This is a genomic window from Mycobacteriales bacterium (assembly GCA_040902655.1).
Taxonomy (GTDB): domain Bacteria; phylum Actinomycetota; class Actinomycetes; order Mycobacteriales; family SCTD01; genus SCTD01.
The window spans coordinates 15,890-28,968 of sequence record JBBDWV010000023.1 but is presented as its reverse complement, the minus strand read 5'-3'; the positions used below and the strand labels follow the sequence as shown (position 1 = coordinate 28,968).

Genomic DNA, 13,079 nt, shown 5'->3' with positions numbered 1-13,079 from the left:
TACCCAGACGGGACTCACACCCGCTGGCCTGATGCAGCTTGCAGGACGCAACACGGCCACCAGCCTACCTACGACGTGGCCGACCCGGCCGACCTACGCGGACAGCCGGGCGTTGTCGATGACGATGGCGGCCGGGCCCTCGATCAGCTTCAGGGTGGACAGCGCGGTCTCGCCGAAGGCGTTCTTCATGGCGCTGGACAGCGCCAGCACCCCGACGACGGCCCCGCCGTGCCCGCGCAGCGGCATCGACAGGTAGGTCGACATCCCGGCCTGCTCGGCGCCGTTCGGCAGGTCGTCGGGGTCCTCGACGAGGGTGCCACCGGCCTGCGCCACCCGGGTCTGCAGATCGGCCAGCGTCATCGGCGCGCCGCCGTAGCCGGAGATCGCGTCGGCCGCGGCCGTCATGAACTCCGCGTAGTGCTCCTGCGCGGTGTCCTTGCCGACGGCGACGTACGCCCTGCTCTCCGCGGCCAGCAGCACGGCGGCCAGGTCGTAGCCGACGAAGCGCTGCAGCACCCCCAGCAGCGCGGCAACCGACTGCTCCAGCCCCGACGCCGTCGCGGCGATCGCGGTGACGGCCTGCGCGACGGAGGACTCGAACAACTTGCGGTCCAGCAGGTCGCAGACCCGCGCGAGGACGTCCTCCTCGGTCAGCTCGAGGGGGTCGGCCCTGAGCGCCGGCCGGCCGCCGCGGGCGGCGGTCGCGGCCAGCAGCACCTCGTCGATGGTCGCGGCGAGCTCGCCCGCCTCGAAGTCCTTGGTGAGGTACCGGTCGACGCCCGCCTGGCCGGCCCAGTAGCGGTCGGCGGCGGCGTCCAGGCTGGTGAGCATCACCACGGGGATGTCCGCGGTCTGCCAGTCGTCCTTGAGCACGCGGGCGGCGATGAAGCCGGACACCCGCGGCATCTGCACGTCCAGCACGACGGCGTCGGGCTGGTGTGCGAAGACCTGCTGTACGGCGCCGATGCCGTCCTCGGCGGCCACCACCTCGTGCCCCTCCTTGCTCAGCACGCTCGTCACGATGCGGCGCAGGGTCGGGCTGTCGTCGGCGATCACGATGGTGGCCACAGTTACCTGCCTACCAGTCGGCGTACGGTCGAGACGAGTTGCGCCTCGTCGAACTCACTCTTGAGCAGGTACGCCGAGCAGCCGGCATCGAGCCCGGCCTGCCGGGCGTGCTCCTCGCCGCGCGAGGTCATGATGATCACCGGGACGTTCTCCCAGCCCTTCGTCCGGCGGATGGTGCGGGTGAGGTCGAAGCCGTCCATGCCGGGCATCTCGACGTCGGACAGCACGAGGTCGGCCGGGTCATCGCGCAGCCGGGCCGCGCCGTCCAGGCCGTCGACGGCGGTCTCGACCGCGTAGCCGGCGCCCTCGAGGATGACCCGCTGGAGTTCGCGCACGCCGACGCTGTCCTCGACCACGAGCACCCTGGGCCGGCGGGTCCCGGCGGTCGGCACGCTGCGCGGCGCCCGGGCCACGACCGTGGCGGCGAGGGCCGGGGACGGCCCGACGGCGCGTTCGGCGAGCTCACGCAGGTCCAGCAGGCACACCACGCTGCCGTCCCCGTCTATCGTGGCGCCGGCGATCGCCGGGACCCGCCCGAGGAAGTCGCCGAGGTCCTTGACCACCAGCTCGCTCTCCCCCTCCAGCCGGTCGACCGCCCAGGCCACCATGGAGCCGCCGCCGGCGGCGTGCCGGACGACCAGCGCCGATCCGGGACTGTCGCCCGGCAACCGGGCCAGGCCGAGGGCCGTGCCGAGGTCGAGCAGCGGGATCGAGACGCCGTGCCGCACCACGACGGTGGCCCCGGCCAGGATGTGCACCTCCGCGTCGCGCAGGGACAGCGACTCGACCACCCCCGGGACGGGCACCGCGTAGCGCTCGTCGCCGACCCGCGCCAGCAGGCAACGCAGCACGCCGAGGGTGACGGGCAGGGTCAGCACGAACGCCGTACCGGCGCCCCGCTCGCTGCGTACCTCGACGGAGCCGCCGAGCTGGTCGACAGCGTCCCGTACGACGTCCAGACCCACTCCGCGGCCGGAGGTCTCGGTGACGACGCCGGCGGTGGAGAAGGCGGGCGCGAACAGCAGCTCGAGCAGTCCGGACCCGGCGAGACCGCTGTCGGCGGGCAGCAGCCCCAGCTCGACGGCCTTGGCGCGGGCCCGCTCCTCGTCCACCCCGGCGCCGTCGTCGGACACCTCGAGCACGACCGTGCCGGCCACACCGCGCGCCGTCACCCGCACCACGGCCTCGGCGGGCTTGCCGGCGGCGACCCGCGTCGCGGCGTCCTCACAGCCGTGGTCGACGGCGTTGACGACCAGGTGCTTGAGCGCCTCCGCGACGCCGTCGAGCACCTGCTTGTCGATCTCCACGTCCTCGCCGGCCGTCTCCAGGCGCACGGTCTTGCCGGTGGCCTGTGCGACGTCGCGCACGATCCGGGGCAGGGCGGCGAACGCCCGGCGGACCGGCACCATCGCCAGCCCCATCGCGCCGTCGCGGACCAGGGCCATCCCGCCGCGGTGTCCCTCGGCCAGCTCACGCAGTCCGCGCACGGCGCCGGACATCTCGTCGGCCGCGCCGACCATCCGGTGCAGCGCGAGGGCGATGTCCGGGGGCAGGGTCGAGGCGCTGCGCAGGGCGGCCGAGCGCAGCGTCGCGGCCCAGCGCGCCTGCTCGGCGGCCGACGCCAGCAGCCCGGCGGTGCTCTGCTCGATCCGGCGGGCGCCGAGGTCGGCCTCGCCCACGACGTCGAGCAGCTCGTAGAGCTTCCCGGCCGCCACCCGCACCGAGTCGCTGCCCGGTCGCACGATGTCGCCCGGCGCGGGTGGGGCGGTCGGGGCGGCGACGGGCGTGGGCGGGGGCGGCGGGGCGGGAGCCGGCGGCGCGGGGGTGCGCTGGGCGGGCGCGGGGGTGAGCCGGGCGGGCGCGGGGGTGAGCCGGGCGGGCGCGGGGGTGGGCTGGGCCGGCGCGGGGGTGGGCTGGGCCGGCACGGTGAGGGCGGCACGGAGCACGGGGACGGCCACCGGGTCCTGCCCGTCGACGGCGGCGGCCAGCGCGAGGAGCACCGGCTCGAGGTCACCGTCGGTGAGCTCCCCGCCGGGCAGGGCGCGGGCGATGGCGTCACAGGAGCCCAGCAGCAGGTCGACCAGATCGCGGCGCACGGCGAAACGCCCGTCCCGCAGGGCGCCGAGCAGGTCCTCCATCGCATGCGAGACGCGCAGCACGCCGCCGAGGCCGAGCATCCGGGCGGAGCCCTTGACCGTGTGGGCGTCGCGGAACAGGCCGGCCACGACCTGGCGCGGCGAGGAGTGCCCCTCCAGCTGCAGCAGGCCGGCCTGCAGCGAGGCGAGCCGCTCCTCGACCTCCGCACGGAAGGTCGCGAGCAGCTCGGGATCGTCACCCCACGCCGTCATGGGTTGAGCGTCGGCGCGCACCGCCTCCCGCTGAAGCTCGCCAGCCCGTGCCGCACCCTGTGATCCACGCGAACTCTGAGGCGCTTTGGTGGCGCGGATCCACCTGAAAGTGCGCGTGGATCACCGGGGTAGGGGGCAGGAGGTAGGGGGTAGGGGGTGGGGGGCCCGCGCGACGCCCGCCGGCGCAGGGCACGGCGGGCGTCGGAGTACGAGGGAGCTAGCCGACCTTGAACTGCGCGATCGACGAGCGGAGTTCGGCGGCCAGCACGTTGAGCTGTGCGGCGGCCGCGGCGGCCTGCCGCGAGCCGACGGCGTACTGCCGGGACACGTCCGACACCTGCGTCATCGCCGCCACGACCTGGTCGGAGGCCGACCGCTGCTGCTGGGTCGCGATGCTGATCTCCTTGGCGGCGGTGGTGGTCTCGTCGACCATCCCGCTGATCCGCTCCAGGGCGTCGACGACCCCGCGGGCCAGCTGCGTGCCGGCGCGCACCTCCTTGGCCCCCTCCTCCGAGGCGATGATCGTGGAGTTGGTCTCGGCCTGGATCTCCCCGACGATCGCCTGGATCTGACCGGCCGACTCCTGCGAGCGCTCGGCCAGCTTGCGGACCTCGGAGGCGACGACGGCGAAGCCGCGGCCGTGCTCCCCCGCACGGGCCGCCTCGATCGCGGCGTTGAGGGCGAGCAGGTTGGTCTGGTCGGCCAGGTCGTCGATGACGTCGAGGATGCGGCCGATCTCGTGGCTCTTCTCGCCGAGCGACAGCGCCCGGGTGGCGATCGAGTCGACCCGATCGGCGATGGTGTCCATCGAGTCGACGGAGGCGCTGACGGCGGCCCGGCCCTGCTCGGCGTAGCGCAGGGTCTCGGCGGCGTAGCGGGCGACCGCCTCGGAGGTCTCGGCGATCTGGGCAGCCGTGGCCGCCAGCTCCTCGATCGTGGACGTGGTCTCGGAGACCGCACTGGACTGCTGGCTGGCGGAGGCGGCGTGCTCCTCGGCGGTGGCCAGCAGTTCCCCGGCGGAGGCCCCGATCTGCTCGCCCCCGGAGCGGATCTGGCCGACGAGGTCGCGCAGGTTGGCGATGGTGTGGTTGAAGGCGGTGGACAGGCCACGCAGCTGGGAGGTCTCGTGCGCGGGGTCGACCTCGAGCGCGAGGTCGCCGTTCGCGGCCCGCTCCAGGTAGGCCGACATGTCCGCGATCCGCGACTCGAGTGCCGCGCGCTCCTCGGCAGCCTCACGCCGCAGGGACCGGACGGCCCGGGACAGCGCGGAGTTGAACCAGGCGACGATCGGGAAGGAGGCGCCGACCAGGATCAGCCCGCCGAGCGCGTCCCGGTCCAGCGTGCCCGCGATCCCCGTAGCGAGGACGAGGCCACCGGCGGCCGCCAGGGCGAACAGCCCGGCCTGCCAGGCCGGCAGCGACACCGCGGCGAACAGCACGACGGCGAGGAAGCCGATCCAGTACGGGCCGCGGATGCCGCCGGTGACCGCGACGATCGCGGTCGCCCAGACGATGCCGGCGACGAGCAGCAGCACGCGGAAGCCAGTGAGGTTCCGCAGCACGAAGGGGAACGCCGCCGCGAGGGCAGGCAGGGCGGCCAGGAAGGCAGTGACGACGGCCCCCAAGGCCGTCCAGCCGTAGAACGCCCAGGCGTGCACGACCACCCCGGACGGCGCGCCGAGCCGGTCCATCAGGGTCACCGCGACGACCGACACGGCAAGCGTCAGCCACATCATGATCGCGGCGGCTCGGGCGAGCCGGACGGAGAAGTCCACAGGGTCCCTCCTACGGGTCTTGCAGATCTCGTCGGCCGCCCGACCTGGCTCCTGTAGCGCGCAGCCCCGACCGGCGGGGGTACAGGAGCTGCTCAGCCCGCCCGGCGGGCGCGCGGGAGCGACTCGGCGAGAGCCAGGACGGCGTCCAGGTCGAGCACGCCGTACGGCCCGGCCGCGTCGGTCACCTGCCCCGCGAGCAGGCTGCCGGTCGAGGGCGGCAGGTGCGCCAGGGTGGGCTCGACGGTCGCCGGGTCGAGCGCCGCGCTGCCGGCCACCGCCTCGACCAGCAACCCGACGCGGGTGCCGGCGTGCTGCAGGACGACCAGCCGGCCGCGCCGGTCCAGCCCGACGGGCTCCGCCGCCAGCAGGCTGCGCAGGTCCAGGACGGCCAGCACCCGGCCGCGCCAGTTCGCCACGCCGGCGACCCAGCCGGGCAGCCCGGGCACGCGGGTCAGCGCCGGCGGGCGGCCGACCTCGGCCACCGACGCCATCGGCACCGCGTAGCGGCAGCCGCCCAGGTGGACGACGACGAACTCGGCGAAGGCAGCGGGACGGTCCACGCCCTGGGGATCGGCCGGAGTCCCGCCGAGGTGTAGCCGGCGCCGCGGTCAGGCTGCGCGGCGTGGGCCGGCGAGGCCGTACGCCACCGCACTGGCGACCGCCCCCACGAGCAGGAAGACCACCCCGGGAAGGGTGCCGGGAACGATCAGGTCACCCTCGGCGCGCTGCGAACCCAGGGTGAGCGCCACCGCCAGCCACAGCAGGCCGGGCAAGGCAGCGCCGGGACGCCCCAGCAGCCGGCCGCCGGCCCAGCCGACCGCGCCGTTGCCGACCGCCGCGAGCAGCCAGGACACCGGCAGCGGCACGCCCCCCACGCGCAGCGGCACGAGGAAGGCTCCCCACAGGGCGAACAGCAGGGTCAGTACGAGCACCAGGGCGTACGAGGCCGCAGTCGCCGCCGGGCCGAGCGCGGGGCTCGCCGGCTCGGGGTTGCGCACCGGGGCAGCCTGCCACGGCCTGCTCCCGGCGCGCGGCGGCTCAGCCGGGGGCGGGCCGGCCGTCGGTGAGGTCGACGGTCCGTGGGGCAGCCGCGGCGGGCCGGCCGTCGGTGAGGTCGACGGTCCGTGGGGCAGCCGCGGCGGCCTCGAGGACGTCGGTGATCTCCGCGCCGACCAGCTCCTCGCGCTCGAGCAGCGCGTCGCGCAGCGCCTCGACCAGGTGCCGGTTCTCCCGGAGCAGCGCGCCGGCCGCCTTCTTCTGCTGCTGCAGCAGCGCCTCGACGGCGTCGCGGCCGCGGTCGTCGGCGAGCACCCGGCCGACGATGTTGGTGTCGTGGAAGGAGCTGTTGGAGATGGCCGCGTAGGACAGCAGGCTGTCGCCCATCCCGTGCGCGCCGACCATCTCGGCGGCGGCGTTGGTTGCGTAGAGCAGGTCCCCGCCTGGGCCGGTGGAGATGTCGCCGAAGAAGATCTCCTCGGCGCACTGGCCGCCCATCGCGATCTGGATCAGCGCGGTCAGCTCGGCCCGGGAGCGGGTGAAGACGTCCTCCCGGTCGCCGTGGGCGAGCAGCCCCAACGCGCTGCGGCGCTTGACGATGGTGAGCACCTCGAGCCGCCGCTGCGGCGCGGTGAGCCAGGCCAGCGTGGCGTGGCCGGCTTCGTGCGTGGCGATCAGCCGGCGCTCGTGGTCGGTGTAGGCGACCGGCTGGCCCATACCGACCTCCTCGACCAGCCGCGCCTTCTCGATGTCCTTGTGGGTCAGGGCGGTCTCCCCGCGCCGGACCGCGTTGACCAGCGCCTCGTCGAGCAGGTGCTCGATCATCACCGGGGTGTAGCCCTGGGTCACCGACGACAGCGCGTCGCGCAGCTCCGGCTCGTCCAGCTCGGGCGTGTGCGCCTTGGTCTTCAGGAAGTGGTCGAGCAGGGTGCGGCGGCCGGTCTTGGTGGGCAGCTCGAAGGTGATGCGACGGTCGAAGCGGCCGGGCCGCAGCAGCGCCCGATCCAGCCCGTCGGCCCGGTTGGTGGCCGCGATGAGCAGGAGATTCGTCGGCACGACCTCCGGCCGCTTCAGCTGGCGGTGCGGTGGCAGGAGCAGGTTGATGCGGTCGACGAACCAGCCGCGCAGCCGCTGCCCGCCGGTCGGGTCGTCGAAGGACTGCATCTGCACCAGCAGCTCGTTGACCACCCCGCCGGTGCCCTCGCTGACGAAGGAGTGGGTGACGGTTCCCCCGGCGACGGCGGCGTACGAAGAAGGCAGGCTGGCGGTGCCCTGGCAGGACGACAGTGCCCGGCCGGTGTTCAGCGGGAGGAACGCCGGCCCGGTCATCGCGTTGCTGACCCCGCCGCGGGACATCGCGATCGCGTCGATCTCCTCCATGAAGCCGATCGCGCCACCCTCCTTGCGGGCCGCCTTGCGCAGGGCCTTGAAGTAGGCGCGGATCTTCTTGGCGGTCGCGCCGTACCACATGGACTGGAAGCTGGTCGCGCTCACGAACAGGAAGGGGACGCCGGCCTCGCGGGCCATCGCCCGGGCCAGGTGCGTCTTGCCGGTGCCCGGCGCGCCCTCGAACAGCAGGCCCCGGCGCGCGCTGCCACCCATCTCGTCCCGGAAGGTCTTGTGGGCCAGGAAGAGGTTGAGCGAACGGATGACGTCGTCCTTGACCTGGTCGATGCCGACCACGTCGTCCAGGGTCGTGGTGATCTGCTCCGGCCGGTACATCACGTGCGGGGACCGGCCCGCGACGAACTGCTGGCCGAAGATCAGCGCGATCAGCAGGCTGAAGAAGATGATGATGACCAGCAGGAACGGATCGATGTGCGGGATCGGGACGAAGCTCCCGCCGTCGTAGGTCGCCGCACGCAGCCAGAGCACGCCCACGACGGCCCAGACCAGGATCGTCAGCTTGACCCATCGCCGTCGCCGCTGGGCCTCCCGGGACTCGCCGACGTCGGCACCGGACATCGTCAGGACGCCGCCGCCCGCAGCGCCGACGAGCCGGTCCAGCTTGGTCGCGGGGGGCCCGTCGCGGTCGCTCACGGTGTCCTCCTTCGGGGACGGACGGGCACCTGCCCCCTCCGACATGACGCAGTCTCCCCGCTGTTCCGACCCTCATCGCTACACAGAGTGAACATCACCCGTTCGGCCCCTTCAGCTTTGTGACGCAGACTGTCGATGCCCCCTCCTTGCGTCATGCTCTCAGGAGCAGACCAGGCGACAGCCGACATGACGCAGGGATCACAGCCCCGCGAACAGGTCGTCCTCCCAGCCGTGCGGGCCGGAGCCGGGACCGCGGTCCCCGCGCGCCAGCGTGTAGTGCTCGACGCCGAAGGCCCGCTGCCCGATGTTGTTCGACAGGGCGAAGAACGGGCCGTCGACGGCGATCTGCGTCTTGTGCGCCCGCATGGCCGCGACCTTCGCCTCGAGCTGGTCGCCGGCATCCACCGCGGTGGTGACCTGCTCGTCCGGCACGCCGAACGGCAGGTCCTCGGCGCGCTCCACGCCGAAAAAGCCGCTGGCGTGGCCGCTCTCGCGCAGCAGGTCGATGCCGGCCTGCAGCACGCTGCGCGGTACGGCACTCCAGTACAACTTGCTGGGCTGCCAGAGCTCGCCGAGCTCCGGTGCGTACGATGGGTCGCCGGCAGCCTCGAAGGCGGCGGCGGTCACCCGGTGCGCCTGGATGTGGTCCGGATGGCCGTACCCGCCGTTGTCGTCGTAGGTGACCACGACCTGCGGGCGGACCTCGCGGACGATCGCGACCAGCTCGCGCACCGCCTCGTCGAGGTCGGCCCGCCAGAAGCACCCCGGCCGTTGGTTCGCCGGGGTGCCCATCATGCCGCTGTCCCGCCAGCGGCCCGGGCCGCCGAGGAAACGGTGGTCGCGTACCCGCAGCGCCTCGCAGGCCGCGGCCAGCTCGCCGACGCGGTGCTGGCCGAGCCCGTCCTCCCGGTCGGCCGCCAGGTGCTCGAGCTCGGGGACGAGCACCTCCCCCTCCTCGCCGAGCGTGCAGGTGACCAGGGTGACCGCGGCGCCCTCGGCGGCGTAGCGCGCCATCGTGGCGCCGGTGCCGATCGTCTCGTCGTCGGGGTGCGCGTGCACGAGCAGCAGCCGCCGGGGGACGTCCAGCGGGGCCATCTCGACCTCGTTGCCGGCCTGCTCGACCGCGGTCTCGGCCTGCGCCAGCACCGCATCCCGGTTCGTCACCGGGATCCGCTCACCCGGCTCGGGCTGGGGCAGCGTCGCGTCGGTCATGCCCGAACCTTAGGCCGATGCGCCCCACGCGCCGCCCCCTGCCGCGCCCGACGGTCCGCCGCCACCCACCATGCGCCGCCCCCGACGCGCCGCCCACCATGGCCGCCCCCGAGCAGTGATCCACGCGGAGTTTGAGGTGCTTGCTGGCCCAGGATCCACCTCAAAGTCCGCGTGGATCACCGCAGAGGCGGGAGGGGCAGGGGCTGGTGGCGTCAGTTCAGCGTCGGATCGGGTGGATAGCTCGCGGCGAAGGCGATCGGCGGACCCTGCCGCCGCAGCACGTCGGCCCACAGCTGCCCGGGCGCGGCGCTGAACGCGTCGGCAGGCAGCGCGTCGAGCACCCACCAGGCGCCCTCCTCGACCTCGGCCTCGAGCTGGCCGGCCGCCCAGCCGGCGTAGCCGGCGAAGATCCGCACCGCCGAGATCGCCGGCAGCAGCTGGTCCGCGGGCGTATCCAGGTCCACCGTGCCGACCGAGGTGCCGGGCACCCCCTCCAGGACGGCGAAGGAAGCCGACGGGGTGCCGCCGGGCCGGCCGCGACCGAGGCAGATCGCGGCGTTGGGCTGTACGGGCCCGCCGCTGAAGACGACCGGCGGCCCTGCCGAGAGTGGCGCCCAGTCCGGCAGTACCTCGGCGACGTCGGTGCCGGATGGTCGGTTCAGCACCAGGCCGAGCGCCCCGTCGTCGGAGTCCGCCTGCAGCAGCAGGACCACGGTCCGCGCGAAGTTCGGGTCGAGCAGCGAAGGGGTCGCCACGACCAGCTGACCGGCTCTCACGGCTCGTGGCGCTCGCGCTGCTGGGCGAGCAGCTCGCGCAGGACGGGGAGAACCCGGTGGTCCTTGGGCCGGTCGGCGGCTGCCTTGCTGCGGACGACGTCGGCCAGGCTGGCCAGCTGCAGGACCACTCCCCGAAAGGAGAAGGGACGGGACTCGCTGATCAGGCCGGAGTAGCCGGACGTGCCTGCGGGAGTGAACGAGATGTCCAGGTCACCGTGCGGCGTCGTGAGATTCCAGAAGATCGCCGCGGCGAGGGAGGTGGCATCGCAGGAGAAGGGCAGGCCCTCCGGGACGTCGGGGTGGCGCACCCGTGCATCCAGTGCCCGCAGCGCGTTCGCGAGACGTTCGAGGTTGGCTGCCGACGCCTCGGGAGTGACGTCGACGTCCTCTGTCAGAAGGGGACTGCCGTGCGCCACCGCTGCCAGACCCCCGATGAGGACGAACTCCACCTCGTGCTCCACCAGGACAGCGAGGATCCGCTCCGGAGCGAAGGCGTCAGGCAACTCCCGCCTCCCTCGCCGCAGCCCGCAGATCCCGAGCGATGCCGGCCAGGTGGGAGTTGCTGTCCAGCCGTTCCTCAGGAGTCAGCCGCAGGCGTCGCTGCGCCTGGGACCAGTCGTCGCGCAGGCCGTCGTCGTACGACTCCAGGTGCACGTCGAGCACGAAGCCACACAGCCGCAGCAGCCGGACGACGTTGGCGAACGACGGCTCGGACCGCCCGCTCTCCCAGCGGGCGACGGAGGACTGCGTCGTACCGGCGCGCTCGGCCAGCTCGCGCTGGGTCAGGCCGGCGCGGCGGCGCGCCTCGACGATGAGGTCGGCACCAGTGGGTCCCATGCGCTCACCATAGCCGACCTGCTATGGCTGTCCTCTATGCCAGCGCGGCCTTCGCCTTGTTCCGGGTGGCGCGGGCACGCTCGCCGACATCCAGGATGACCTTGCGGATGCGCACCTTGTCGGGCGTGACCTCGACGCACTCGTCCTCCCGGCAGAACTCCAGCGCCTGCTCCAGGCTGAGCTCCTTGTGCGGGATGAGCGGCACGAGCACGTCGGAGGAGCTCTGCCGCATGTTGGTGAGCTTCTTCTCCTTGGTCGCGTTGACGTCCATGTCGTCGCTGCGGGAGTTCTCGCCGACGATCATGCCCTCGTACACCTCGGTGCCCGGCGGGACGAACATCGTGCCGCGCTCCTGCAGGTTGGCCAGGGCGAAGCCGGTGGTCGGGCCGGAGCGGTCGGCCACCAGAGAGCCGGACGGGCGGGTGCGGATCTCGCCGTGCCACGGCTCGTACCGCTCGTGCACGTGGTGCAGCAGGCCGGTGCCGCGGGTCTCGGTGAGGAACTCGGTGCGGAAGCCGATCAGGCCGCGGGCCGGGACGAGGTACTCCATCCGGGTCCAGCCGGTGCCGTGGTCGACCATCTGCTCCAGCCGGCCCTTGCGCAGCGCCATGAGCTGGATGAGCACGCCCTGGTAGTCGCTGGGCGTGTCGATGGTGAGGCGCTCCATCGGCTCGTGGATCGTGCCGTCCACCAGCCGCGTGACGACCTGCGGCTTGCCGACGGTGAGCTCGAAGCCCTCGCGGCGCATCACCTCCACGAGGATCGCCAGCTGCAGCTCGCCGCGGCCCTGAACTTCCCAGGTGTCCGGGCGCTCGGTCGGCTGGACCCGGATGGAGACGTTGCCGACCAGCTCCTTGTCGAGCCGGTCCTTGACCATCCGGGCGGTGAGCTTCTTGCCGCTCCTGCCGGCCAGCGGGCTGGTGTTGATGCCGATGGTCATGCTGATGTTCGGCTCGTCGATGGTGATCAGCGGCAGCGGGCGCGGGTCGTTCGGGTCGGTCAGCGTCTCGCCGATGTAGATCTCGGGGATGCCGGCGACGGCCACGATCTCGCCGGGGCCGGCGGACTCGATGCTGACCCGCTCGAGCGCCTCGGTACCGAGCAGCTCGGTGAGCCGGACGTTCTCGGTGGTGCCGTCCTTCTTGCACCAGGCGACCGTCTGGCCCTTCTTGATCTCGCCGTTGTAGATGCGCAGCAGCGCCAGGCGGCCGAGGTAGGGGCTGGCGTCGAGGTTGGTGACGTGCGCCTGCAGCGGCGCGCCCTCGGTGTAGGTCGGGGCGGGGATGGTGTCCCGGATGACCTGGAACAGCGGCTCGAGGTCGGGGCTGTCGGGCTCGGCGCCGTCCTCCGGGCGGGTGAGCGAGGCCTGGCCGGTGATCGCCTTGCAGTAGACGATCGGGAAGTCGATCTGCTCCTCGGTCGCGTCGAGGTCCAGGAACAGCTCGTAGCACTCGTCGACGACCTCGGCGATGCGCGCGTCGGAGCGGTCCACCTTGTTGATGATGAGGATGACCGGCATGTTCTGGGCGAGCGCCTTGCGCAGCACGAAGCGGGTCTGCGGCAGCGGACCCTCGGAGGCGTCGACGAGCAGCGCGACGCCGTCGACCATCGACAGGCCGCGCTCGACCTCACCGCCGAAGTCGGCGTGACCCGGAGTGTCGATGATGTTGATGAGCAGGTCCTTGCGGCGGACCGCGGTGTTCTTCGCGAGGATGGTGATGCCCTTCTCGCGCTCGAGGTCCATCGAGTCCATCACCCGGTCGGTGACGGCGCCCTCGTCCTGCTGGTGCTGCGAGTAGGCGCCGGACTGCAGCAGCATCGCGTCGACGAGGGTGGTCTTGCCGTGGTCGACGTGGGCGATGATCGCCACGTTGCGGATGTCGTCGCGCTGTCGGGTGGTGGGGGTGGGCATGCAGGTGCTCCGATGATCGGCTGGGAAGGCGGCCGAGCAGGGACAGCCGGCAGGTCGAGCCTACCGGCGCCGGCTCTGGCACCCCTGGCTCTTGCGTCGTGCCCCTTGCGTCATGC

Annotated in this window: 11 protein-coding genes; all 11 read right to left on the bottom strand. The window is 73.1% G+C overall.

What is annotated here, in order from left to right:
* Positions 1 to 93: 93 nt before the first annotated feature.
* On the bottom strand, positions 94 to 1,068 hold the full coding sequence (locus WD794_06595) for a response regulator (protein ID MEX2289980.1): 975 nt from the start codon (positions 1,066 to 1,068) through the stop codon (positions 94 to 96).
* 2 nt (positions 1,069 to 1,070) lie between these two features.
* The gene (locus WD794_06590) at positions 1,071 to 3,416 is read right to left on the bottom strand and encodes a hybrid sensor histidine kinase/response regulator (protein MEX2289979.1); all 2,346 of its coding nucleotides are present in this window, start codon (positions 3,414 to 3,416) and stop codon (positions 1,071 to 1,073) included.
* Positions 3,417 to 3,633: 217 nt separating this feature from the next.
* Positions 3,634 to 5,190: a methyl-accepting chemotaxis protein gene (locus tag WD794_06585; protein MEX2289978.1), complete on the bottom strand. Its 1,557-nt coding sequence runs from the start codon at positions 5,188 to 5,190 to the stop codon at positions 3,634 to 3,636.
* A 92-nt stretch (positions 5,191 to 5,282) separates the two neighbouring features.
* Positions 5,283 to 5,750, bottom strand: coding sequence for a chemotaxis protein CheW (locus tag WD794_06580; GenBank protein ID MEX2289977.1), 468 nt, complete (start codon positions 5,748 to 5,750; stop codon positions 5,283 to 5,285).
* Between the two features lie 48 nt (positions 5,751 to 5,798).
* Complete coding sequence (locus WD794_06575; protein MEX2289976.1) at positions 5,799 to 6,188, bottom strand: hypothetical protein; 390 nt, start codon at positions 6,186 to 6,188, stop codon at positions 5,799 to 5,801.
* Between the two features lie 40 nt (positions 6,189 to 6,228).
* The gene (locus WD794_06570) at positions 6,229 to 8,226 is read right to left on the bottom strand and encodes an AAA family ATPase (protein ID MEX2289975.1); all 1,998 of its coding nucleotides are present in this window, start codon (positions 8,224 to 8,226) and stop codon (positions 6,229 to 6,231) included.
* A gap of 198 nt (positions 8,227 to 8,424) precedes the next feature.
* Positions 8,425 to 9,321: an N-acetyl-1-D-myo-inositol-2-amino-2-deoxy-alpha-D-glucopyranoside deacetylase gene (gene mshB / locus WD794_06565; protein MEX2289974.1), complete on the bottom strand. Its 897-nt coding sequence runs from the start codon at positions 9,319 to 9,321 to the stop codon at positions 8,425 to 8,427.
* A 329-nt stretch (positions 9,322 to 9,650) separates the two neighbouring features.
* Positions 9,651 to 10,214: a YqgE/AlgH family protein gene (locus WD794_06560; GenBank protein MEX2289973.1), complete on the bottom strand. Its 564-nt coding sequence runs from the start codon at positions 10,212 to 10,214 to the stop codon at positions 9,651 to 9,653.
* Positions 10,211 to 10,717 carry a hypothetical protein gene (locus tag WD794_06555; GenBank protein ID MEX2289972.1) on the bottom strand — a complete coding sequence of 169 codons (507 nt, stop codon included), beginning with the start codon at positions 10,715 to 10,717 and terminating at the stop codon, positions 10,211 to 10,213. Before WD794_06555 ends, WD794_06560 begins: the two co-directional genes overlap by 4 nt.
* Positions 10,710 to 11,051, bottom strand: a complete 342-nt coding sequence (locus WD794_06550; protein MEX2289971.1) for a helix-turn-helix transcriptional regulator — start codon at positions 11,049 to 11,051, stop codon at positions 10,710 to 10,712. The genes WD794_06555 and WD794_06550 overlap by 8 nt, the downstream gene beginning before the upstream one ends.
* Before the next feature lie 34 nt (positions 11,052 to 11,085).
* On the bottom strand, positions 11,086 to 12,963 hold the full coding sequence (typA, locus tag WD794_06545) for a translational GTPase TypA (protein MEX2289970.1): 1,878 nt from the start codon (positions 12,961 to 12,963) through the stop codon (positions 11,086 to 11,088).
* Between the last annotated feature and the right edge of the window lie 116 nt (positions 12,964 to 13,079).

What these genes read in the sequence shown, in the direction of transcription:
- WD794_06550 (MEX2289971.1), bottom strand. Translation starts at nt 11,051, where the DNA reads ATGGGACCCACTGGTGCCGACCTCATCGTCGAGGCGCGCCGCCGCGCC.
- WD794_06590 (MEX2289979.1), bottom strand. Translation starts at nt 3,416, where the DNA reads ATGACGGCGTGGGGTGACGATCCCGAGCTGCTCGCGACCTTCCGTGCG.
- mshB (MEX2289974.1), bottom strand. Translation starts at nt 9,321, where the DNA reads ATGGCCCCGCTGGACGTCCCCCGGCGGCTGCTGCTCGTGCACGCGCAC.
- typA (MEX2289970.1), bottom strand. Translation starts at nt 12,963, where the DNA reads ATGCCCACCCCCACCACCCGACAGCGCGACGACATCCGCAACGTGGCG.